Here is a 21,893-nt window from a genome sequence, read left to right as displayed (position 1 = left end):
CACTAGGGGCGCCTTCTAAGAGCAGATGACTCTACTTAAACTGCTTTAGCTGCGTGCAGTTTGGCAATATCTTCTGTACCGTAACCCAGATCGGCCAATACCTCGTCGGTATGCTCACCCAATACAGGTGATGGCTTCACCTCAATCTCTAAATCAGAGAACTTGATTGGGCTACCAATCGTCAAATACTTACCGCGTACTTTGTGATCTACTTCAACGATCGAACCACTCTTACGCAAGTCTGGTGAGTTAGCCAACTCTTTCATAGAAAGAACTGGTGCACATGGAATGTCGAACTTACGAAGAATATCCACTGCTTCGTATTTAGTCTTGTCTTTTAACCAGTCTTCAATGGTTGCGAAGATGTCAAAAATCTTATCTTGACGTGCTTCAGCAGTCATGTACGCTGGATCAGTTGCCCACTCTGGTTTACCCAAAGCTTTGGTAATTGGCTCCCAAGCGTGACCTTGAATGGTGAAATAGATGTACGCATTAGGATCAGTCTCCCAACCTTTACACTTTAAGACCCAACCTGGTTGACCGCCACCGCCTGCGTTACCGCCGCGTGGAACAACATCAGAGAATGAACCGTGTGGGTACTGCGGATACTCTTCCAAGTAACCAATCTTGTCCAAACGCTGTTGATCGCGCAACTTCACGCGGCACAGATTTAGAACAGCATCTTGCATTGAGCAAGAAACTTTTTGACCCTTGCCGGTCTTCTGACGCTGCATCAATGCAGTCAAAATACCAATCGCCAAGTGCATACCCGTATTGGAGTCACCCAAAGCAGCAGCAGAAACAGTAGGAGGACCATCCCAGAAACCAGTTGTAGAAGCAGCGCCGCCAGCACATTGCGCAACGTTCTCATAGACCTTCAAGTCCTCGTAAGAGTGACCATCGCTAAAGCCTTTAACAGAAGCCAGAATCATCTTTGGATTCAATTCTTGAATACGCTTCCAAGAGAAACCCATACGATCTAAAGCGCCTGGGCCGAAGTTCTCAACCATGACGTCTGAAGTCTTAATCATCTTCTCTAAAACTTCTTTACCTTCTGGAGTCTTGGTATCCAAAGTTAAAGAACGCTTGTTACCGTTGAGCATGGTGAAATACAAAGCATCGGCACCAGGAATATCGCGTAACTGACTACGGGTTACATCGCCAGATCCTGGACGCTCTACCTTGATCACGTCAGCGCCATAAAAACCTAACAATTGAGTACAGGCAGGACCCGCTTGTACGTGGGTGAAGTCGATAATCCGAATACCGTCTAATGGTTTAGTCATGTTTGTTTCTCCTTAAAGTATTACTTAATGTAGCTAGTCAATATTACTAATCAATTACTGTTGGCTTAGTGCTTAGCAGCCGCAGTAGATGGGTTGAGATTGGTTAAACGTCCGCTTTCAGTGCCAGCAGTTTCATCAATGACGGCATTGATCAAAGCAGGCTTACCATCAGCAATTGCTTTTGTTAACGCAGTCTCTAACTCAGCAGGGGTAGTGACGTAGTAACCCACTCCACCAAACGCTTCAATCATCTTGTCATAACGCGCATCCTTAACAAACACGGTAGGGGCAACATCGGCGCCACCAGTAGGATTCACGTCTGTACCACGATACACACCGTTGTTATTAAATACCACGGTGGTAATCGGCAAGTTGTAACGACAAATGGTCTCTAGCTCCATACCGCTAAATCCAAAAGCGCTATCGCCCTCAATCGCCAGAGTTGGAAGACCGCTAGTCACGGCAGCGCCAATAGCATAGCCCATACCAATACCCATAATGCCCCAGGTACCTGAGTCAAAACGTTTACGTGGCTTGTACATATCAACGATCGCACGGCAATAATCCAAGGTGTTTGCACCTTCATTGACCAAGTTGATATCTGGGTTCTTTTTCACAACATCACGAATCACACGCAATGCGCCATGGAAGTTCATTGGCGTGGCTTCTTTGGCAAGTGTTTCTGCCATCTTCGCCATGTTCTTGTCTTTCTTCTCATTAATGGCATTGATCCACTCAGCGCTTGGCTTAGGAACTGCAGCAATACCCTTCAAGAGTTCGCCAACGCATGAACCAATATCACCGATCAATGGAGCATCAATTTGTACGTTGCTATCGACTTCGTTTGCCTGAATATCGATCTGAATAAATTTCTTAGGCTCTTTACCCCAAGTCTTACCTTTACCGTGTGCGAGTAACCAGTTCAAACGGGCACCAACCAACAACACTGCGTCTGCTTCAGCTAAAACAAAGGAGCGAGCTGCAGATGCTGACTGTGGATGGTTATCAGGCAACAAACCTTTGGCCATCGACATTGGCAAATATGGAATACCAGATTTCTCAATCAAATCACGAACCTGGCTATCCGCTTGTGCGTATGCTGCGCCCTTGCCCAAAAGTATTAATGGACGCTTGGCGCCCTTCAAGACATTGAGCGCGCGCTCAACTGCATCAGCAGCAGGGATTTGGCGAGGAACTGGATCAATCACTTTGAAAATCGTTTTCTTAGCTTCTGCAGCAGGCATCGTTTGGGCCAGCAATTGTGCAGGCAAGTCCAGATACACGCCACCAGGACGGCCGGATACCGCTGCACGAATCGCACGAGCAAAGCCAATGCCGATATCTTCAATGTGATTAATACGATAGGCTGCTTTTGCGTATGGCTTTGCTGCATTGAGCTGATCCATCTCTTCATAGTCGCCCTGCTGCAAGTCAACGATCTCACGCTCACTAGAGCCGCTGATCAAAATCATTGGGAAGCAGTTCACAGTTGCGTTCGCCAAAGCAGTCAAGCCATTCAAGAATCCAGGAGCAGAAACTGTCATACAGATACCCGGCTGTTGAGTCATGTAGCCCGCAATAGCAGCAGCATTACCTGCGTGTTGCTCATGACGGAAGCCGATGAAACGCATTCCTTCAGCTTGAGCTAAACGGCACAAGTCGGTAATTGGAATACCAACCAAACCAAAAATGGTGTTGAGATCGTTTGCCTTGAGGGCATCAATGACTAAATGAAAGCCATCGGTTAACTGGGTGTTTTGAGTATCTGTAGTCATAAATAATTATTCAAGTTATAAACAATGCTAGAGGTAAAAATTTGTCTCCTCCACAGCAGAACTGAATCTTAGGCTTGGGGAGAGGATGGATCATTGACTTGGGTCAATTTCCACTGAAATGCCCAATTTATTGGGCCTGTAGGAGCCTAAACGAAGAGCTCTTTATGCTTGGTTTTGAGGCGACTCAGGGTCTCAGGGGAGAGATTGAGATAAGCGGCCAACTCTTTTTTGGGCAGTAATTCGAATAAATACTGATACTTACGCAAGAAGCGCTCTACCCTGCCAGGCGCATCGAGCATATGCAAAGTAATGGTGTGCGCCATGATCTCGCTCATCAAGCGCATCACCTCAAATTCAAAGCCCTCTTTGAGAGCGGGGTGGGCATTCAAAAATTCCGCCCAAGCCTTGAGAGGCATCCGCGCAACCCTAGCCTTAGTCACTGAAGCAATGCTGTAAGGGGCAGCAGTCTTGAGTCGCCATGCTGCATAACTGGTCTCGATATCTTTTTCGATCGCAAAACGCAGAATCATTTCCTTAGCATCTGCGCTAGAGACGATTCTTTTCAAAATGCCATCCAGGACAAAGTACTGCTCCATTTGGTGGTCGCCCTGATGCAGGAGGATATCGCCTTTTTTGAGATCTGCGATCTCCAGATGGGCTTCTAAATCAGCCATTGCGCTCGAATCAAGGCTTTGTAAAACCGAGTTCTGGCTAAGTTGTAGGCGTATCAGGTTTTTTTCGGGATGCTTATCTAATGCGGTCATGAATTCTTTGTTCCTAAGCCCTCTATTGTAGGCGTTTTAGGTCGTCAAAACCCTCAAATATCTAGTCTAGAAAGCTATTTAAGATAGAATTACTGGGTCGTGGTGCCTTATTGCATTGCAATAGGGTTAAACGGGAAACACTAAACGTGTGCTGCCCCCGCAACGGTAAGTAAATGCACCCCCGATTTCACAATCCGGGGCAAGGAATCTCAAAAGCCACTGTGCACGTCAATTGCATGGGAAGGCAAGATTCTGATGTTTACCAGCCCGGATACCGGCCAAGACAGGTGGAATTTTGCGGACGGGGACCTTCGCGCGCCGATGATTGTCCTCGCCCCAAAAGCCTGGATCTTTATTGACGCCTGATCTCTCGCACGTGAAATTCTGTTCGACCCTGCTAACGGGGAAGTTGGCGCGGGTATTCGAGAACAGAAAGTGCAGCATGAAACGGAATTTCAGTAATAAAAAAATAGCCACCCTATTTTGTGGCCTTGGCTTGCTCGTCAGTCCAACAGTATTCGCGCAAAACTCTAGCACTGTCTCAGTTACGAATTCTCTCACTCCAGAAAATCCCATCATTGTCACGGCAACTCGTACTGCGAAATCTGGAAACGATGTGCTCGCAGACTACACGTACATCAGCCGGGAAGAAATCGAAAACTCCGCACAGTCTAGCCTACCCGATTTATTACAACAACAAAGAGGGGTGCAAATATCGAGCTCTGGTGGATCAGGGAATATCACTAGTGTTTATTTAAGAGGTACAAGTAATGCACAAAGTCTTGTACTTATTGATGGGGTCAAGATTGACTCTGTTGGTGGCGGAGCAGTTTGGAACTCAATTCCACTTGCATTAATCGATCATATAGAAATTATTTATGGTCCTCAAAGCACATTTTATGGTTCTGATGCCATGGGCGGTGTAATCCAAATCTTCACAAAAAAAGGTGGGGGACCAACCCAACTTGAAGCTTCTGCAGGCTATGGAAGCTATAACACCAGCATTACAAGTGCAGTACTAAGTGGATCCCTCGGCAAGGAAAGTGGTACCACATACTCTCTGGGCATAAGCCAAGAAAACTCTGCGGGATTTAATACTGTTGCGAGTAATAATCCAAAGAACCCAAGTATGACTAGCTATGCAACAAGTTATCCAACAACATCAACTGGATATACAAGGCTTGGTGCCAGTGGTTCATTAAGCAATACTTGGTCACAGGGCCAAGAATTCGGCGTGAAAGTATTTACCAGTAAAAATAGTTGGCAATCTCCAAGTAATTATGGCTCCCCTGAAACAGACATTGGGGTAAATCAACTCGCCATCTTCTCTGCTTATTCAAAAAACCAGATTACAGATTTATGGAGCAGCTTTTTTCAAGTATCTAGCTCAACCAATTCCGGGCAAAGTCTAACCTCTCAAAGTAACGATAAGTTGGTTACTCCAGCCTATGATTATCTATGGCAAAACGATTTAAAGCTTGGTACTGATAAGGTTCAAGTATTACTTGAGCGGAATATGCAATATGCCAATATGGATAACTCGGCATTTCAAACAGGCTGCACTTCCAGTGCCTCGGGATGTGCAAATATCAATATTAGCCAACTCAGAACTACCGACTCAATCGCTGGTGCTTATGAATTAAAACGAGGCGATCATTTAGCTACTATAGCTGTCCGTAACGACAATATCTCTTCGTATGGCTCTAAAGCAACATACAGTGCAGCTTACGGCTACTTTCTCACAAAAGAACTGAGAACAAATATCAACTATGGAACCGGCTTTCGTGCTCCAGCTTTTAATGACCTCTACTACCCGGGTTATGGAAACCCTAACCTAAAACCTGAATCCAATCGAAATGTCGAGGGGGGGATTCATTACGAAACCCAGCAATATGGAGTGCATTTAACTGCTTACCAAAATAGAATTGAAAATTTTATCGTTCCAATTAATTGCCCCGACTATACATGTGACAATCCTGCGAATTATTCCGGATCGTACCCAACAAACTTCAGTCTTGTCCAAATCAAGGGGGCTTCATTAGGGGTTGATGGTAGATTTGAAAAACTCACCCTGAAAGCATCTGCAGATGCAATGAGTACTGTTGATCAAAATACTGGACTTGATGTACCAAACCGCGCTAATTGGGTTGGTAATTTGTTGGCAGATTACAAAATCCAAAAATTTAATTTTGGCTCTAATATCACGCTTACTGGGCCCCGCTGGGGAGGTGTAAATTCTGACCAAACTGCTAATACATACAGTATGCCCAGCTACACATTGGTAGGTATTTACGGCAGCTATGAAATTGAAAAGAATTTATCAACTTTTATTCGATGGAACAACGTATTTAATTCTCAATATCAAACTAGCTATGGTTATGCCAATGCAGGTTCAAATGTATTTGTGGGCCTACGTTATTTAGTTAAGTAGGTAAAGATGGCGCTGGCCTTGTTCCTATAAATAGACCCCCCATTCCAGCCAAAAAAAGGGGGTCTTAGGAAGCTTTCCCAGTCCCTTCTCAAAAAGCTACAATGGCAATATGAGTGATCAATACCCCTCCTCTTCCAGCGATCTAGGCAGCTTAGAGGCCTCGATTCAACGCCTTACTGAAAAGCTTGCCCAGGTAGCGGTTGCTGTCCAAAAATTGGCAGCTGACCGCGTTCAGTTGGAAGAAAAAATTGAGGATGCACAAAAACGTATTCAACATATCTTGAGTCGACTACCCGAACAAACTGACGGGCGTCAAATGAATTTACTTGGTGAAAGCAGCACCCCAGAACCTGAGGATGGTAATGAGCCAACAACGCATTGAAGTAGTAATTGCCGGTCAAAAGATTGCGCTAGCAACTAGCACTGAGCATGAACCCCTGTTGCGGGCTGCCTGCACCCTCGTTGACGAACAAATTCAGTTGGCGATTAATGGTGGTAATCGCAGTATTGAGCGTGCCAGCATGATGGCGGCTCTCAAAATTGCTGGCGACTTTATCAAGCTGCAAAATGAACAGCAAAATATGGCCGCACCAAGTAGCCTTCAATCAGAAGATGTATCCCATCTCCAAGCAGAAATTCATGCTTTAGAGAGTCAGGTTGATGCACTGATGCAAACCCTTTCCCTGCCTGGTTCGCCAAGGCCAATAGTTCCTTGAACCGATGCGCAAGCATCCGGAACGATCTTTACCTTGTGGGCGTGAGCGTTTTGATACTTCACAGTGGCAGCCTTGCGCTGTTCACTCCCTGAGGAGCTTAATGCACCCGAAGCAGAGTAGCCGTTCCACCTTGAACCCTAGGGTTCAGGATGACGGCCTAGCGGCTAAGGCGGGGAATCCTCTATGTTCATAAACGATATTGCCATGCTGCTTCTATGTGGAAGCATCTCTGGATTTCTGGCCGGACTTCTGGGCATTGGTGGCGGGATGATCTTGGTGCCCTTCATGATTTTGGTATTCAATCATTTGGGGTTTCCACAGGATTTAGTTGTGCACATGGCGATTGCAAGTGGCATGGCCACCATTTTGTTCACCACTTCATCGGCGATTTGGGCTCACCATAAGCATGGTTCGGTGAACTGGAAATTGATTGGCTTGCTTAGCCCAGGCATGGTATTTGGCGCCCTCATTGGCGGAAGTAAATTATTTGAGGCACTCAAGACCTCATGGCTTTCTTTATTCTTTGGCTGCTTTATTGTTTATAGCGCCATACAAATGCTGCGCAACAAACAACCCAAACCGGGTCGCGAACTGCCTGGCACGGCGGGATTATTTTCATTTGGTACTTTTGTGGGCGCCCTTGCGAGCCTAGTGGGTGCAGGCGGTGCTTTTGTAACAGTGCCATTCATGATCTGGTGCAACGTCAAACCCCACACCGCTATGGCCACCTCTTCTGGGTTGGGCTTGCCGGTAGCACTATCGGCAACCTTGGGCTATATGTATGGCAGTTGGGGCATCCCCAATCTACCAGCAGGCTCAATCGGATATGTTTATACGCCTGCCGTCGCCTGTATTGTGATTGTGAGTGTTTTTACAGCACCTTGGGGCGCAAAGATGGCACGCAAACTGAACGTTGCGCAACTCAAACGGATCTTTGGATTTATTTTGCTCTTGCTTGCGGCCTTCATGTTTAATGAAAGCCGCAAGGCATTTGGTCTCTAAGAGCTCAATTACTTCTGGGTGTACTGCTCACGCAGAACGTTTTTTTGAACTTTACCCATCGCATTGCGAGGTAAATCAGAAACAATCTCTAAGCGTTTTGGTACTTTGAAATTCGCAATCTGTGTCTTCAAGGTGTTGATCATGGCCTGAGCGTCCAATTTGGCACCAGCTTTTGCTACCACCACTGCCATTACCGCCTCCCCAAAATCAGGATGAGGGATCCCAATCACAGCACTCTCATCAACGCCATCCATGTCATCAATGAAGCTCTCGATTTCTTTAGGGTAGACGTTATAGCCACCTGAAATAATCAAATCTTTACTGCGTCCAACAATACACAGATAGTTGTCAGGAGCATTGCCACCATTCGCTGGCCCACCCCAACGACCTACGTCGCCAGTCTTAAACCAACCATCCTTGGTGAACTCTTCTGCAGTCTTCTCTGGCATACGCCAGTAGCCAGCAAAAACATTGGGGCCTTTGACTTGAATACTGCCAATTTCATTAGCAGCGCAAGGCTGATTGTTTTCATCAACAACACGGACTTTGACGCCAGGCAAAGGCATTCCGACCGAGCCGCCCACGCGTTTTCCCTTGTAGGGGTTGGAGACCAACATCACGGTCTCGCTCATACCATAACGCTCCAGAATCGGCTGACCAATCACCTCATGAAAGCTGTTAAATGTCTCAGTCAACAAAGGCGCTGAACCTGAAACAAATAAACGCATATTACGAGCGACATGTTTATCAAAGCCCTTATCAGCCAATAGGCGGACATAGAAAGTAGGCACACCCATCATGACCGTTGCCTGTGGCATGTGATGAATCAATTGCGAAACATCCAAACGGGGCAGCCAAATCATTTTGCTACCGTTGATCAACGCACCATGGGCTGCCACAAATAAACCATGGACATGGAAAATGGGTAGAGCATGCAAGAGGACATCCCCTTTTTTCCAGCCCCAAAACTTTTGCAATACAGCAGCGTTACTGCCTAAGTTCTGATGGGTCAGCATGGCACCTTTACTGCGGCCAGTGGTACCAGAGGTGTACAGAATCGCCGCCAAATCATCATCCTTAGCAGCAACCGTCTTAAATTGATCACTTTGAACAGCAGCTCTTTCGAGCAAACTACCAGTCCGGTTGTCATCCAGGGTTAAGACATGCTTAGTGCCGGCTTTGAAAGCCACCTTGGATACCCAGGCGAAATTCTTGCTGCTACAAACCACCAATGCAGGCTCTGCATTCTCAATGAAGTATTGCATTTCAGCAGCCTGATAAGCCGTGTTCAGAGGTAGATAAACATAACCCGCACGAATCGTTGCCAAATACAGAAAAAGTGCTTCAGGAGATTTTTCAACTTGCACTGCAATCCGCGAACCCTTAGGAAGTTTAAGGTTCTTCAAGAGGTTGGCCATCATGGCTGTAGAACGCTCAAGGTCACCCCATGAGTAATACAGGCCATCGTGCGTTTCAATCGCACAGGCTTTTTTATCTTTCGGAAAGCCTTTTTCTAACAACGAATACAAATTCATGAAAATTCCTTGAGGATTTAAATCGAGATTAAGACAGTGGTGGTCCCATTACCCAATCAGAGAGACCGGTAGCAATTTCTGGGAAGAAGCACAGAAGTACTACAGAGAAAATCATGATGGCTACAAAAGGCATCACACCATAAATAATCTCTCGCAGAGTAATGTCAGGCGCGATGTTCTTGATCACAAAAATATTCAAGCCTACAGGCGGATGAATCAAGCCAGTCTCCATCACGATAGTCATCACCACACCAAACCAAATAAGGTCAAATCCAGCCGCACGCAATGGTGGCAAGAAAATGGGTGAGGTCATCAAAATAATTGAAACGGGTGGCAAGAAGAAACCGAGCACGATCACCATTAACAAAATCGCTGCCAAGAGCAACCAACGGGAAGTGTGGAGGTCGACAATCGCTTGCGCTGCTGACTGACTTAGGTGCAGATAACTCATCACGTTAGCAAAGAGTAAAGACATACCAATAATGAACATCAGCATGGCGGATTCGCGAATGGTGACATCCAGCAGAGGGTATAAATCTTTGAAACGCCACATGCCGTAAATTAAGGCAATCAACACGAAAGCAAACACGGCGCCCAGACCCGCAGTCTCAGCAGGAGTGGCATAACCACCATACAAAGCCACCATCACACCAATCAAGAGCACCAAGAACGGCAGAACGCGTGGTAAGGCGCTGATCTTTTGCTGCATGGTGTAAGTGTGACGATCAAGGATCGGTGAAGTCGCAGCAGGGTTGAGGCTGTAGGCCTCGTACGCTCTTGCGTATTCCTTACGGAAACGCATGATGGTGTAGATCGAAAAGAAGATGACCAACATCACCCCGGGGCCGATCGCGGCTAGGAACAAACGACCAAGCGACTGTTCGGATGCCACGGAATACAAAATCATCGTGATCGATGGTGGCAACAAAATACCCAAGGTACCACCTGCTGCAATAATGCCTGCAGCAAAGCCAGGTGAGTAACCACGCTTACGCATTTCTGGAATGCCGGCGCTTCCGATCGCTGAGCAAGTTGCAGGACTAGAACCCGCCATCGCAGCAAATAAGGCACAAGCAAAGACGTTGGCAACACCCAAACCACCTGGGACCTTACCCATCCAAACATGCAGTGCATCGTATAAATCCTTACCAGCACGAGAGCGTCCAATTGCCGCGCCCTTCAAAATGAAGAGCGGAATCGACATTAAGGTAATACTGGACATTTCTTCATAGACGTTCTGCGCCACCGTATCTAAAGAAGATGCAGGCATGAAAAAGTACATAAAGATGATCGCAACGATTCCCAAAGCAAAAGCAATAGAAATGCCCGAAAACATAATTAATAGAGTGACCAGGCCGAAGATCAAACCGATTGTCAGAATAGACATATTTAGTGACCTCTACTTAAAACATCAGTAGCCACGTGCTTCCTGACAAAGATTTGTAAAAATAGTTGGATGCTGAGTAATACCATTCCGGCAAACATCATTGAGTAAGGGATCCATAGAGAAGGCGCCCAAGTGGAATTAGTAACTTGACCATCCACCCAAGCTTCAACTAATAAATCCCAAGTCTTCATTGAGAAGAAGACAAAAAATAAGCAGGAAATGATGTCAATCACTGTTGCACGAACCTGATTCACTTTATGGGGTAAAAGACCCTCAATCGCAGAGATCCCAATATGGCCACGCTTTTCTTGTACGTAGGAGCTACACATAAATGTGACACCTACTAGACAAAAAAGAGCAGCTTCATCTTGCCAATCATTCGCTGCATGAAAGAGACCCCGAGAGATGACGCTATAACTCAGAATCAGAGCCGCTGCCATTAAGGCAATTGACCCCAACAGGACTAGGCATTTATTGAGGGCTGACATGCCTTTGTCAGCCATTTCGAGGAGCTTGAACATTATCCGCTGATTTTTGCTGCAGAGGCCATCATGGCCGCACAGGTTTCATTACGCTCAGAGAATTCTTTCCAGGCCGAAGGTTTGGCAACGGCTTTCCATTTCTCCACCACCGAATTATCGAGCTCAAACACTTTATTACCCGCCTTAGCAAAAGCAATTGAAGCATCAATATCGTCCAGCCTGGCTTGCTCAGTGCCAAATTTTTCCATATCAGCGCCAACCGACATGATGATTTCACGCTGATTGGCTGGCAATGCATCAAAGACCATCTTAGACATCATGAGTGGCTCCAACATATACCAATAGGATTTGTTCTTGGCGCTCGTAAAGTTCTTGGACAACTCAGCTAACTTAAAGGACATCAAACTAGCAGAAGATGTATAGGCTGCATCCAGTGAACCGGTTTGCATGGCTTGATAGACTTCATTCGAAGGAATCGAGGTCATCACTGATCCACCAGCCGCCTTCAACATCGCATCAAACTCGCGACTACCGCCGCGGCACTTCACGCCTTTGATATCGTCAGGAACAATGATGGGGCCTGAGCGGGTTGCAACGCCACCTGCTTGCCAGACCCAACTCACGATGATGACGCCCTTAGACTCCATCACCTTGTTCAAAATCTTGCCGACTTCGGCATTCTTCCACTTGGCACCCTGCTCGTAGCTGGTCACCAGACCAGGCATTAATCCAATATTGGCTTCGACTACCTCTCCACCAGCATAAGGGAGGGGATAGAAAGTGAAATCTAACGCGCCTTTACGCAGAGCACTAAATTGCGCATTGGTTTTCATCAAAGATGATTGTGGGTAAACATCAAACTTCAAGGCACCCTTGGTTTTTTTGCTCACCTCATCGGCAAACTTTTTGCAGAGACGATCACGGAAATCCGTGCCACTCGGAAATTGATGGGAAATTTTCAGAGTCTGTGACGCACCTTGAGCCCAAGTTGGCAAGTTATATCCTGCCAAAGAAGCTCCAGCAGCACCTAAAAGAATCTGGCGGCGTAACTGACTAATTTCTTTTGAATCTGTCATCTTGTTCTCCTATGGGTCTTTTGCTTATTGAAAATGCCGACCCTGTTTTTTTATCAAATAATCAAACAATATTTACTACTTTTAATAATTCTGTCATTCTAAACTTGATTCCAGGGATCCCATCAATTCAGACCTACAGCAGCCAAAGCAGCCCAAATCGGTCTGAAATCCCTCTTTAAGCCGTCATTAACTTACCTACAGCCCTGCTATAAATTACCTCGCCATTGGCAAAGCGCTCATGATTATCCTCAACGGAAGAAAGGTCATACAGGTAATTGACCATGAGGCCTGCCGATTGACGAAGCCCCTTGCGGGACAAATCCCCTGCCCAGTTAATTTGATGCAGCTTTGCCCCATTACCCAAGTGAAACTTGGCTACAGGATTCCCATCACGCCCCGTTGAAGCGAGACCCAAATAGATACTCGCCAAAGACATCAGGGCTTCATTTTCTTTTTCAGAGGCCTGATCAGGGTGCCAGCCAGCACTTAAGCGTTCTGCCCAAGATTGGCTATCTAACTTCAAGGTCGCCAAAGCTTGATCTCGTGTGGCTTTAATAGCTGGCTTCAAGCGATCTTCAGGAACGCCCTGTCCAAGATTGGCGCCCGCCATAACCCAATCCATGAAGCCTGGAATCGGCGACAAGGTTACGAAGGTTTTTAAACCGGGGAATTCAGCATGCAATTGCTCGGCTACGCGCTTGATTAAAAAGTTACCCATCGACACGCCACGCAATCCAGGTTCGCAGTTGCTAATCGAGTAAAAGGCTGCAACCTTAAATTGCGACACCTGATCATTGGTCTCGGCCTTCTTATCCACCAAGGGTGTAATCACTGCAGGAACCTCCGGGAGTAGAGCAACCTCCACAAAAATGAGGGGCTCATTGGGAAGCTGTGGATGAAAGAATGCAAAACAACGGCGATCAGGCTGTAAACGACGACGCAAATCGTCCCAGCCATCAATCGCATGAACCGCTTCGTGCTGAATGAGCTTCTCTAGGACCTCGGCCGGAGACTTCCAATCCACGCGATGCATCTTCAAAAATCCAGGGTTAAACCAAGAAGATAGCAAGTGCCGCATATCAAAATCGACTGCGGTCAATTCCGGCTTCTTATCCAATACTTGCAAGAGGTCACGGCGCATTTGCACAACTGCAGCAGTGCCTTCGCTCGCACGATTTAAACGACGGAATAATTCTTGGCGAGGAGACTCAACTACGCGTTGCAAACGAATGTAATTTCGGGCATTGGAGTCTGCAGCAAAATTTTGTGCTGCAGTCATTACCAGATCAGTATCGGGATTGAGTTTTTCGAACAGGAAAGTGAAAAAGGTAACGTGCTGATCTTTGGTGAGCTTGCGATAACTATTCACCACATCATCAGCCATACTCAGCGCGTTCGATTCGCCGCGCTCGGAAATCATTCGCTTCACCGCATTATTCGCTCGGGATAAATTACGGGCTTTGGCGATCTTTTCCAGCATGGCAGTCTCTCTAAATCGATAAATAAATGGTTAAACGCGCTTGAAACAATTCAATCCAGAAATTAGCGGCAGTCTCAGCAAAACTTTGAGGTTTTAGCGGCTTTTAGCCAACTTTCTGGGTATTTGGTCTCACTATAAGGTAAAAACCCAAAAAAATCATGGGTAGTGAGAGCCACTGCCCCATCGATAAACCCATTCCCAGCAGGCCCAAAAAGGCATCAGGCTCCCGCGCAAACTCCGCCAAGAAGCGACAGACTCCATATCCCAGTAAAAATAGGCCCGAGACTTGACCCAATGGACGTGGCTTGCTGGAAAAAATCCACAAAATGATTCCTAGCAAAAGTCCCTCACCAAACAACTGATAAATTTGCGAGGGGTGGCGCGGCAGCATATCCACCTGAGGAAAGATCATAGCCCATGGCAGATCTGTCGGCCTACCCCAGAGCTCGCCATTAATAAAGTTACCTAGCCGGCCAAAGGCCAGACCAAAGGGAACGAGTGGTGCAACTAAATCACTCACCATAAAGAAGGTGGTTTTATGGCGATGGGCAAACCAGAGCATAGCCAGAATCACCCCCAAGAGACCGCCGTGGAAAGACATGCCGCCTTCCCATAGCTTAAGAATATTGAAAGGATGTGCGAGATAAAAGCCGGGCTGATAGAACAAGGTGTAGCCCAAACGACCACCTAAAACGACACCGAGCACCCCAGCGAACAGCAAATCCTCTAAGTCTTTGTAAGACCATCCCAATGTTTGATATTGGGGAGAGCGAATTCGCAAACGTCCCAAGAGTAAAAATTGGAAAAAGGCCATGAGATACATCAAGCCATACCAATGAATTGCAAAAGAGCCAATGCGGATGGCAGCTGGGTCAAACTGGGGATGGATCAACATAAAAGAAATTAAGACTTGCTTTCGGGCTTAGATTGGTCAAAGTTGTGCAACTCATGCCCTAGATCCCGATAGGCTTTGTAACGCTCTCGACCAGCTAGCCGCTCTGCTTCATTGACAGTCACTAATTCTACAATGCGAGTAAAGCGCTCAACCATTGCTGCAACATCCTTGGGCATATTCATGCCTAGATGAATCAAGACATCGGCATGCGGAATGTTTGCTAAAGATGGGGAAGCAAAATCTTCTGTCATCACGATCGGAGTTTCTGCAGCGGCTTCGTCGTCGATGAAGCAGTGTGGCAAGAAATCACTTGGACTAAAACTCCACAGTACAGCATCTAGTATTTTCAAATCAGCCGGATTAGCAACCATCACGATATTGCGCACTGGCTCTCCCACAGCACTGCCACTCCAAATTTTGCGCGTCAAGCGGCAAGCATAGTCAAACTTGTCACTCACGTTGAAATGAAAATCAATGCGCGCCATATCAGCTATGCTCTTGCTCGGCTTATTGCTCTAAGAGGTAGTTCACTAAGAGTGGAACTGGTCGACCCGTAGAGCCTTTTGCTGCACCACTCTTCCATGCAGTGCCTGCAATATCTAAATGCGCCCATTTGTATTTCTCGGTAAAACGAGCCAAGAAGCAGGCTGCTGTGACGCTCCCAGCGGGTCTACCGCCAATATTGGCAACATCGGCAAAATTGGATTTGAGCTGCTCTTGATACGCTGCGTCTAAAGGTAAACGCCAAACAGTATCTAAGGAGGCGCAGCCTGCTTTTGTTAAACCATCCACCAAACCTGGATCATCTGAGAAAAGTCCACTGTGAACATGACCTAAGGCAATCACGCACGCTCCAGTTAATGTAGCAACATCAATCACAGCCTTGGGTTTAAAGCGCTCGACATAAGTTAAAGCATCACACAGAATGAGACGACCCTCTGCATCCGTGTTTAAAATTTCGATGGTTTGACCAGACATACTCTTCACGATATCGCCGGGCCTAGAGGCGCGACCGGATGGCATATTCTCGCAAGTCGGAATCACCCCAATGACATTCTTACCCAGCTTCATTAAGGCGCTTGCGTAGAGCGTACCGATGACCGATGCTGCGCCACACATGTCGTACTTCATCTCATCCATCGCTTCACCAGGCTTTAGTGAAATACCGCCGGTATCAAAGGTAATCCCTTTGCCGACCAACACAATTGGCGCCTCATTTGGCTTACCGCCTTGATGGCGCATGATGATGAACTGCGGTGGCGTATCAGAACCTTTTGCAACCGACAGAAAAGAACCCATTCCTAAAGCCTCTAATTGTTTCTGACCTAATGCTTCTACTTTCAGAGAGGTCTTCTTGACTAGACCTTGCGCAGTTTTTGCCAAATAGGTTGGCGTACAAATATTAGGCGGCAGATTTCCTAAATCTTTTGCCAGGTTCATTCCTTCGACCATGGCACTCCCTTCTGCCACTGCCAACTTCAATTCTTTTGCAAAAGCGTTATTACTCGCTATTGTCAAATGGGCAAATGGATCCGCTTTGTCTTTAGCCTTAAATTTCATCGCGGGCTGACGAACTCCAAAACGATAGGCTTGATCGCCTGCTAATTGCATGGTCACGCGTACCTGCTCGCTAAATTGATGATCTTCAACAACCAAGCTGGGCATAAACCAAATGGCATTGGTAATCGGGCCGTTACTCAGCGCCTTCAAAGCTGCTCGAGCAATCTTGGAATAGGCCAGCAAAGTATTGGCTTCTTTTGTAGCAAGCTCACCCAAACCAACCAATAAGACCCGCTTAGCCTTGATGCTCACAGGCCAAGACTTATCTGCACGCAAGAGGCATAAAGCGCTTTGCTTATCTTCCAGATCTCCAGCCTCCTTAGCGAGCTTGATCGCGCCTCCGAGTAGACCGTCCAACTCCTTGAGAAATCCGCTTTTGGCTAAGGTGACCCATTGCGCTTGGGAATACCCCAAAACCAAGCAATCGGTACTTTGAGCCAATAAGGTAGTTAAGCCTGCTTTAAGCAGTTTTGGGCTGGATAAATCCGCTTTGGCAAAAATTTTGCTACTAAATTGAAAGGTCATGATGTCTTACGGTATTTTTTGGTTAAATCGTTAAGATGAATTAGGTGATTTAGCTATTATCCTCCGAGACCAAGGCGAAGGCTTTATCCTAGCGAGAATGCCATATTTACCTGAACAATCTGCATGATATTCAAACAAGCCCTTCGCCGCGAGCTCAGTTTTACTACTGGTGCGGTCTTCTTGGTGCTCGTGACGATCATGATCACGACTCTCGTGATTCGGGTTCTGGGGATGGCCGCCAACGGCAATGTCAATCCAGAAGACGTCTTGGTTCTCATTACGCTTGCTACTCTTAGCTACCTAGCCGTCCTACTAACTGTGTCTTTGTTTGTAGCAGTGCTGATTGTCTTAGTGCGTTGGTACAAAGATTCAGAGATGATTGTGTGGTTCGCCAGCGGCCTAAGCATTACCAATCTGATTAAGCCCATACTGAAGTTTGCTACGCCGCTACTGATCATCATCGCCTTATTGGCACTCTTTGTTTGGCCTTGGGCCAACCGTGAGACCACCCTGATTAGCCAGCGTTTTCAGCAACGGGATGATGTTTCGATGATCGCCGCTGGGCAGTTTAAAGAATCCGCCAGAGCCCAACGAGTCTTCTTTATAGAAGAATTAGATCTCAAGAAGAGTGAAGTCAAGAACGTCTTTGTTGCTGATAACAAAAATGGTCGCTTGAGTGTGGCTGTTGCGGCAACTGGCTATATCCAGAACTCTGAGGGTGGTGAAAAATCCATCGTCCTGAATAACGGTAGGCGCTACGAGGGGACTCCGACTCAGCCTGATTTTCGAATTCTGGAGTTTGATGAGTACAGTACGAAGATTCGCAGCAAAGAGGCAATTGCACCCGCGCCCCGCGATCGAGAAAAAAGCGTCCTTGAGCTCATTACCGATCAAGATCCCAACAGCATTAATGCTAACCGTGCTGAACTCTTATGGCGCATTGGTTTGCCACTAATGGCTTTGGGGCTAGTACTGATTGCAATTCCACTGGCCTATGTCAATCCGCGGCTTGGTAGTTACACAGCGATGTTCTACGCAGTGCTCATCTATCTGATCTACAGCAACCTAGTGAACCTGACGCAAAACTTTGTTTCCTCAGGCAAGATCAATGTGTTCATTGGGGTTTGGCCAATTCATCTTTTGGCCCTCATCATCGCCACTGCATTGATTCGCAATCGTATCAACCCTTCCCTCAAATGGTGGCAACGTCAATTACCAGCCAGCATGGTTAAGTCATGAAACTGCTCTTCCCATACATCTTCGAGCGCTATTTGGCCAAGCAAATTTATGCTGCTTTTGGCTTTATTTTGTTTGCCCTCGTTGCCCTCTTCTTATTCTTCGATATCTTGAGCGAGTTGGGCTCTGTTAATGCGCAATACACTTTGCCAATCGCGTTATTACGGATCTTGCTTAAAGCGCCAGGACGAATTTCGGAGATTATTCCGATTGCCGCACTGATCGGCAGTATTTATGTCTTCGCCATGTTGGCCAGCCAATCCGAGTTCACCATTTTGCGGATTGCAGGTTTAGATATCCGGCGCGGCTTAATTACCTTGGCAAAAATTTCACTACCCTTAATTGTTCTCACCCTGGTCATGAGTGAGTGGTTGGGCCCCTATACCGAAGCAATATCAGAGCAAGTGCGCATGAAGGCGCTGGGAGCATCCTATGGCTCTGAACTCAAAACCGGTGTTTGGATTAAAGACCGCCTCCACGATGAGGATGGCAATGGGCCAATTCGTCCTGGGGTGCGCTATGTCAATGTCGGTACCGTTGATAAAGACAATCAAGCCCATAACATTCGAATGTATGAATTTGATCCTAACTATCGGCTGCTATCGATTCGTAGCGCTGAGTCTGGACACTTCGAGGACCAAGGCATGTGGGCCTTAGAGAATGTCACTGAAACACGCTTTAAAGAAAGCAAGCAATCAGATCCACTCAATCCTGTTTATTCCACTCAAATTCTGAGTCTTCCTCAGCTCACTTTGGAGTCAGAAGTCACGCCACAAATTTTGGGCGTTCTCCTGATTAGCCCAGAAAAAATGTCGATCTTTAGTCTCTCGCAATTTATTTCGCATTTGCGAGAAAACAAACAAGATGCGCAGCGCCACTCAATCGCTTTCTGGAAAAAAGTGATCTACCCTTTCACCATTTTTGTGATGCTCGCCCTCGCTCTTCCATTTGCCTACTTAAGAGCACGCGCAGGAAGCGTTGGCGTAAAAGTGTTCGGCGGCATTATGCTGGGTATGAGCTTTCAGTTATTTAACTCACTCTTTTCAAATGTCGGGCTATTAGGTTCTTGGCCAGCACTCCTGACCGCCCTGATTCCCCCTTTGTTATATCTCCTGCTAGCCTTTGTTGCCCTGCGCTACGTTTCTCGGGCTTAATACCCAAAAATAATTTAGAATTTGATTCCTATATCTCAGTAGATATAAAAGATTGGAATCCCTATGAATCTGCACCAATTTCGTTTTGCACGAGAAGCGGTTAGACAAAATTTCAACCTCACTTCAGCGGCGAAGGCTTTATTTACCTCGCAGCCTGGGGTGTCAAAAGCCATCATTGAGCTAGAAGATGAACTTGGTGTTGAAATCTTTCGTCGCCATGGCAAAAGAATTCGCTCACTCACCGAGCCTGGCAAGAGAATCTTGCAATCGATTGAGCGCATCTTGGATGAAGTAGAAACCCTGAAACGGGTCGGCAAAGAATTCGCCACTCAAGATCAAGGCAATCTAGTCATTGCGACTACCCATACGCAAGCACGCTATGCCTTACCCAAAGTCTTAAGCGAATTTACAAAACGTTTCCCGAAAGTGCGTGTGAGCATTCAGCAGGGTAACCCTGGGCAGATCGCTGAACTATTAACCCAGGACCGCGCAGATATTGCCATTGCTACCGAAGGCATTGCCAACACACCAGGCGTTCTCGCTCTACCCGGTTACCAATGGCAACACGTAGTCATGGTGCCACTCAGTCACCCCCTGTTGAATCAAGCCAGCATCACTCTCGAAGAACTCGCTAAGTACCCCATCATTACTTATGACAAAGCCTTTGCGGGCCGAAGCAAGATTGATGCTGCTTTTGCACAAAGAAATTTAACTCCAGACATCTTGCTCGAAGCCATTGATGCCGACGTGATTAAAACGTATGTTGAGGCTGGCATGGGGGTAGGTATTGTTGCTGGTCTTGCTTACGATCCCGACAGAGATCGCAATCTCAAAGTGTTGCCCGTTGGGCATCTTTTTGGTAACAACGTCACCCACCTTGGCGTTAAGCAAGGCGCTTACCTGCGATCTTTCGTCTACACCTTTATTGAGCTCTTCTCGCCAACACTCACACGCAAGATTGTGGAGCAGGCGATGTCAAGTGAATCCGAGAACTACGAGATTTGAAGCCCTAAGCGTAGTGATATCGGCAAGCAATGATGACTAACTGGTCTTTCTCGACCACGTAGACCAAGCGATTCACATCATCAATGCGTCTAGACCATAAACCCGATAGATTTTCTTTCAAGGCCTCAGGCTTTCCGATGCCTGCTTCTGGATTACGCATCGCGTCTTTGATTAAAAGATTAATGCGCTTCAGTGTTTTCTTATCTTGTCCCTGCCAATATAAATAATCGGACCAAGCAGCTGTGGTCCAAACTAATTTACTTCTCATCTACTAAAGCTTTGGCTTTGGTTTGACCTTTACGATATTGCGCCAATGATTTCTCCAGATGTTTTACGTTAGCAGGAGATTTTAATAAATGGACTGCCTCCATCATGCTGTTATAGGTATCTAAAGACATCACAACAGCATCATCAGCATCTCTGCGAGAAATAATAGTGACATCAGAATCAGCGACAACTTGATCGATCACTTGCTTAAATTGATTTCTAGCATCAGAGAAATTAATGACGCGCATTTTTGAAACTCCTACTTGTTCTATATGTTGTACAAGTATACCTAACAAAAGAACAAAAGAAAAATGCCCCGCAGTCGGCAGGGCATATATGTTTGGTGCCTCGGGGCGGACTCGAACCGCCACGCCTTGCGGCACCGGATTTTGAGTCCGGCACGTCTACCAATTCCATCACCGAGGCAGGTGTGTGCAGTGAACTAACTCTGCAGCAAATGAACTAAGAGGTGAGAGTGTAACAAAAAAGTCATACTTGACCCCTTCTTAGCCCGATTTCATTGGCTTTTGGCTTGCCATTCCTGAATTTGCCTAAAATTAGGGCTTATAGCCAAATTCTTAAAGGACTCACCTCGATGGCCGGCCACTCAAAATGGGCCAATATTCAGCACCGCAAAGGTCGACAAGACGAAAAACGCGGCAAGATTTGGACCAAACTCATTAAAGAAATCACTGTTGCAGCCAAACTGGGTGGCGGTGATATTGCCACTAATCCCCGCTTACGCTTGGCGATTGATAAAGCCAAAGACTCCAATATGCCTAATGACAATGTGCAAAGGGCTATACAGAGAGGCACCGGCTCTTTAGAGGGCGTCAACTATGAAGAGATTCGTTACGAAGGCTACGGCATCAATGGCGCTGCAGTGATTGTGGATTGCATGACTGATAACCGCACTCGTACCGTCGCTGAAGTGCGTCACGCTTTTACCAAGCATGGTGGCAATATGGGCACAGAAGGTTCAGTGGCTTTCTTATTCAAACATTGCGGTCAAATGCTCTTCGCTCCCGGAGTTAATGAAGATCAGCTAATGGAACTTGCGCTCGATGCTGGCGCCGAAGATGTCATTACCCATGAGGATGGCTCCATAGAAGTACTTACTCCTGTGCCGGATTTTTCCAAAGTACAGGATGCGATTGCAAAGGCAGGCCTGAAGGCGGAGTTAGCAACAATTGCGATGCGTCCTGAAACTGAAATTGCCCTCGAGGGAGAGCAAGCGGAGAGCATGCAAAAACTGCTTGATGTTTTAGAGAACCTCGATGATGTTCAAGAAGTCTTTACTAACGCTGCCTTTTAATC

20 protein-coding genes, 1 tRNA gene, 1 other RNA gene, 1 pseudogene and 1 riboswitch are annotated in these 21,893 nt (G+C 46.6%); of the genes and pseudogenes, 9 read left to right on the top strand and 14 right to left on the bottom strand.

Features of this window, described 5'->3' with window-relative positions; genetic code table 11:
* Positions 1–35: 35 nt before the first annotated feature.
* The 3 genes from frc to AOC06_RS02425 all read right to left on the bottom strand — a co-directional run bounded on the left by frc (position 36) and on the right by AOC06_RS02425 (position 3,825).
* Entirely contained in the window at positions 36–1,286 is a 1,251-nt protein-coding gene (frc, locus tag AOC06_RS02435) for a formyl-CoA transferase (protein WP_215335299.1), read from the bottom strand.
* Positions 1,287–1,351: 65 nt separating this feature from the next.
* Positions 1,352–3,061 (bottom strand): oxalyl-CoA decarboxylase, encoded by a 1,710-nt coding sequence (gene oxc, locus AOC06_RS02430; protein WP_215380935.1) that lies wholly within the window; start codon positions 3,059–3,061, stop codon positions 1,352–1,354.
* Positions 3,062–3,207: 146 nt separating this feature from the next.
* The gene (locus AOC06_RS02425) at positions 3,208–3,825 is read right to left on the bottom strand and encodes a Crp/Fnr family transcriptional regulator (protein WP_215380932.1); all 618 of its coding nucleotides are present in this window, start codon (positions 3,823–3,825) and stop codon (positions 3,208–3,210) included.
* An 83-nt stretch (positions 3,826–3,908) separates the two neighbouring features.
* Positions 3,909–4,122: riboswitch (cobalamin riboswitch) on the top strand.
* 145 nt (positions 4,123–4,267) lie between these two features.
* Between AOC06_RS02425 and AOC06_RS02420 the strand changes: the two genes are divergently transcribed.
* The 5 genes and pseudogenes from AOC06_RS02420 (at position 4,268) to AOC06_RS02400 (ending at position 7,974) form a co-directional block, all read left to right on the top strand.
* Positions 4,268–6,256, top strand: coding sequence for a TonB-dependent receptor domain-containing protein (locus tag AOC06_RS02420; protein WP_215380929.1), 1,989 nt, complete (start codon positions 4,268–4,270; stop codon positions 6,254–6,256).
* Between the two features lie 109 nt (positions 6,257–6,365).
* Positions 6,366–6,638 carry a hypothetical protein gene (locus AOC06_RS02415; RefSeq protein ID WP_112203309.1) on the top strand — a complete coding sequence of 91 codons (273 nt, stop codon included), beginning with the start codon at positions 6,366–6,368 and terminating at the stop codon, positions 6,636–6,638.
* Positions 6,613–6,834, top strand: a pseudogene (locus AOC06_RS08845) (cell division protein ZapA); the annotation flags it as partial. The gene AOC06_RS02415 and the pseudogene AOC06_RS08845, both read left to right, overlap by 26 nt.
* Before the next feature lie 99 nt (positions 6,835–6,933).
* A non-coding RNA gene (gene ssrS, locus AOC06_RS02405) (6S RNA) lies at positions 6,934–7,152 on the top strand.
* Positions 7,153–7,155: 3 nt separating this feature from the next.
* On the top strand, positions 7,156–7,974 hold the full coding sequence (locus tag AOC06_RS02400) for a sulfite exporter TauE/SafE family protein (protein WP_215380928.1): 819 nt from the start codon (positions 7,156–7,158) through the stop codon (positions 7,972–7,974).
* Between the two features lie 8 nt (positions 7,975–7,982).
* On the opposite strand, the gene AOC06_RS02395 is transcribed toward AOC06_RS02400, so the two are convergent.
* The 8 genes from AOC06_RS02395 to AOC06_RS02360 form a co-directional block, all read right to left on the bottom strand.
* On the bottom strand, positions 7,983–9,509 hold the full coding sequence (locus AOC06_RS02395) for a malonate--CoA ligase (RefSeq protein WP_439650683.1): 1,527 nt from the start codon (positions 9,507–9,509) through the stop codon (positions 7,983–7,985).
* Positions 9,510–9,537: 28 nt separating this feature from the next.
* On the bottom strand, positions 9,538–10,896 hold the full coding sequence (locus AOC06_RS02390) for a TRAP transporter large permease (protein ID WP_215352577.1): 1,359 nt from the start codon (positions 10,894–10,896) through the stop codon (positions 9,538–9,540).
* Between the two features lie 2 nt (positions 10,897–10,898).
* Positions 10,899–11,417: a TRAP transporter small permease gene (locus tag AOC06_RS02385; RefSeq protein WP_251365371.1), complete on the bottom strand. Its 519-nt coding sequence runs from the start codon at positions 11,415–11,417 to the stop codon at positions 10,899–10,901.
* On the bottom strand, positions 11,417–12,454 hold the full coding sequence (dctP, locus tag AOC06_RS02380) for a TRAP transporter substrate-binding protein DctP (RefSeq protein WP_215380927.1): 1,038 nt from the start codon (positions 12,452–12,454) through the stop codon (positions 11,417–11,419). The genes AOC06_RS02385 and dctP overlap by 1 nt, the downstream gene beginning before the upstream one ends.
* A 175-nt stretch (positions 12,455–12,629) precedes the next feature.
* The gene (locus tag AOC06_RS02375) at positions 12,630–13,934 is read right to left on the bottom strand and encodes a malonyl-CoA decarboxylase (protein ID WP_215380925.1); all 1,305 of its coding nucleotides are present in this window, start codon (positions 13,932–13,934) and stop codon (positions 12,630–12,632) included.
* A gap of 103 nt (positions 13,935–14,037) precedes the next feature.
* Positions 14,038–14,829 carry a prolipoprotein diacylglyceryl transferase gene (gene lgt, locus AOC06_RS02370; RefSeq protein ID WP_215380924.1) on the bottom strand — a complete coding sequence of 264 codons (792 nt, stop codon included), beginning with the start codon at positions 14,827–14,829 and terminating at the stop codon, positions 14,038–14,040.
* 8 nt (positions 14,830–14,837) lie between these two features.
* The gene (locus AOC06_RS02365; protein ID WP_215380922.1) at positions 14,838–15,314 is read right to left on the bottom strand and encodes a DNA polymerase III subunit chi; all 477 of its coding nucleotides are present in this window, start codon (positions 15,312–15,314) and stop codon (positions 14,838–14,840) included.
* 22 nt (positions 15,315–15,336) lie between these two features.
* Positions 15,337–16,914, bottom strand: a complete 1,578-nt coding sequence (locus AOC06_RS02360) for a leucyl aminopeptidase (RefSeq protein WP_215380921.1) — start codon at positions 16,912–16,914, stop codon at positions 15,337–15,339.
* A gap of 123 nt (positions 16,915–17,037) precedes the next feature.
* Between AOC06_RS02360 and lptF the strand changes: the two genes are divergently transcribed.
* From lptF to AOC06_RS02345, 3 genes are all read left to right on the top strand, one after another.
* On the top strand, positions 17,038–18,153 hold the full coding sequence (lptF, locus tag AOC06_RS02355; RefSeq protein ID WP_215380919.1) for an LPS export ABC transporter permease LptF: 1,116 nt from the start codon (positions 17,038–17,040) through the stop codon (positions 18,151–18,153).
* Complete coding sequence (gene lptG / locus AOC06_RS02350) at positions 18,150–19,304, top strand: LPS export ABC transporter permease LptG (RefSeq protein WP_215380917.1); 1,155 nt, start codon at positions 18,150–18,152, stop codon at positions 19,302–19,304. Before lptF ends, lptG begins: the two co-directional genes overlap by 4 nt.
* Before the next feature lie 63 nt (positions 19,305–19,367).
* Positions 19,368–20,309 carry a CysB family HTH-type transcriptional regulator gene (locus AOC06_RS02345; protein ID WP_215335271.1) on the top strand — a complete coding sequence of 314 codons (942 nt, stop codon included), beginning with the start codon at positions 19,368–19,370 and terminating at the stop codon, positions 20,307–20,309.
* A 4-nt stretch (positions 20,310–20,313) separates the two neighbouring features.
* On the opposite strand, the gene AOC06_RS02340 is transcribed toward AOC06_RS02345, so the two are convergent.
* The 3 genes from AOC06_RS02340 to AOC06_RS02330 form a co-directional block, all read right to left on the bottom strand.
* Complete coding sequence (locus AOC06_RS02340) at positions 20,314–20,577, bottom strand: Txe/YoeB family addiction module toxin (RefSeq protein ID WP_215380914.1); 264 nt, start codon at positions 20,575–20,577, stop codon at positions 20,314–20,316.
* On the bottom strand, positions 20,567–20,824 hold the full coding sequence (locus AOC06_RS02335; RefSeq protein WP_215380913.1) for a type II toxin-antitoxin system Phd/YefM family antitoxin: 258 nt from the start codon (positions 20,822–20,824) through the stop codon (positions 20,567–20,569). The genes AOC06_RS02340 and AOC06_RS02335 overlap by 11 nt, the downstream gene beginning before the upstream one ends.
* A 93-nt stretch (positions 20,825–20,917) precedes the next feature.
* Positions 20,918–21,002, bottom strand: a tRNA-Leu gene (locus AOC06_RS02330).
* A gap of 169 nt (positions 21,003–21,171) precedes the next feature.
* Between AOC06_RS02330 and AOC06_RS02325 the strand changes: the two genes are divergently transcribed.
* Positions 21,172–21,891, top strand: a complete 720-nt coding sequence (locus AOC06_RS02325; protein ID WP_215335269.1) for a YebC/PmpR family DNA-binding transcriptional regulator — start codon at positions 21,172–21,174, stop codon at positions 21,889–21,891.
* The last annotated feature ends 2 nt before the right edge of the window (positions 21,892–21,893 follow it).

This window comes from Polynucleobacter paludilacus (assembly GCF_018687595.1).
In the GTDB taxonomy this organism is placed as follows: Bacteria; Pseudomonadota; Gammaproteobacteria; order Burkholderiales; family Burkholderiaceae; genus Polynucleobacter; species Polynucleobacter paludilacus.
This window is presented reverse-complemented; position numbering and strand designations above follow the sequence as displayed.

Excerpts from the sequence above, each read along its gene's own strand:
- frc (WP_215335299.1), bottom strand. The coding sequence starts at position 1,286 with ATGACTAAACCATTAGACGGTATTCGGATTATCGACTTCACCCACGTA.
- oxc (WP_215380935.1), bottom strand. The coding sequence starts at position 3,061 with ATGACTACAGATACTCAAAACACCCAGTTAACCGATGGCTTTCATTTA.
- AOC06_RS02425 (WP_215380932.1), bottom strand. The coding sequence starts at position 3,825 with ATGACCGCATTAGATAAGCATCCCGAAAAAAACCTGATACGCCTACAA.
- AOC06_RS02420 (WP_215380929.1), top strand. The coding sequence starts at position 4,268 with ATGAAACGGAATTTCAGTAATAAAAAAATAGCCACCCTATTTTGTGGC.
- AOC06_RS02415 (WP_112203309.1), top strand. The coding sequence starts at position 6,366 with ATGAGTGATCAATACCCCTCCTCTTCCAGCGATCTAGGCAGCTTAGAG.
- AOC06_RS02400 (WP_215380928.1), top strand. The coding sequence starts at position 7,156 with ATGTTCATAAACGATATTGCCATGCTGCTTCTATGTGGAAGCATCTCT.
- AOC06_RS02395 (WP_439650683.1), bottom strand. The coding sequence starts at position 9,509 with ATGAATTTGTATTCGTTGTTAGAAAAAGGCTTTCCGAAAGATAAAAAA.
- AOC06_RS02390 (WP_215352577.1), bottom strand. The coding sequence starts at position 10,896 with ATGTCTATTCTGACAATCGGTTTGATCTTCGGCCTGGTCACTCTATTA.
- AOC06_RS02385 (WP_251365371.1), bottom strand. The coding sequence starts at position 11,417 with ATGTTCAAGCTCCTCGAAATGGCTGACAAAGGCATGTCAGCCCTCAAT.
- dctP (WP_215380927.1), bottom strand. The coding sequence starts at position 12,454 with ATGACAGATTCAAAAGAAATTAGTCAGTTACGCCGCCAGATTCTTTTA.
- AOC06_RS02375 (WP_215380925.1), bottom strand. The coding sequence starts at position 13,934 with ATGCTGGAAAAGATCGCCAAAGCCCGTAATTTATCCCGAGCGAATAAT.
- lgt (WP_215380924.1), bottom strand. The coding sequence starts at position 14,829 with ATGTTGATCCATCCCCAGTTTGACCCAGCTGCCATCCGCATTGGCTCT.
- AOC06_RS02365 (WP_215380922.1), bottom strand. The coding sequence starts at position 15,314 with ATGGCGCGCATTGATTTTCATTTCAACGTGAGTGACAAGTTTGACTAT.
- AOC06_RS02360 (WP_215380921.1), bottom strand. The coding sequence starts at position 16,914 with ATGACCTTTCAATTTAGTAGCAAAATTTTTGCCAAAGCGGATTTATCC.
- lptF (WP_215380919.1), top strand. The coding sequence starts at position 17,038 with ATGATATTCAAACAAGCCCTTCGCCGCGAGCTCAGTTTTACTACTGGT.
- lptG (WP_215380917.1), top strand. The coding sequence starts at position 18,150 with ATGAAACTGCTCTTCCCATACATCTTCGAGCGCTATTTGGCCAAGCAA.
- AOC06_RS02345 (WP_215335271.1), top strand. The coding sequence starts at position 19,368 with ATGAATCTGCACCAATTTCGTTTTGCACGAGAAGCGGTTAGACAAAAT.
- AOC06_RS02340 (WP_215380914.1), bottom strand. The coding sequence starts at position 20,577 with ATGAGAAGTAAATTAGTTTGGACCACAGCTGCTTGGTCCGATTATTTA.
- AOC06_RS02335 (WP_215380913.1), bottom strand. The coding sequence starts at position 20,824 with ATGCGCGTCATTAATTTCTCTGATGCTAGAAATCAATTTAAGCAAGTG.
- AOC06_RS02325 (WP_215335269.1), top strand. The coding sequence starts at position 21,172 with ATGGCCGGCCACTCAAAATGGGCCAATATTCAGCACCGCAAAGGTCGA.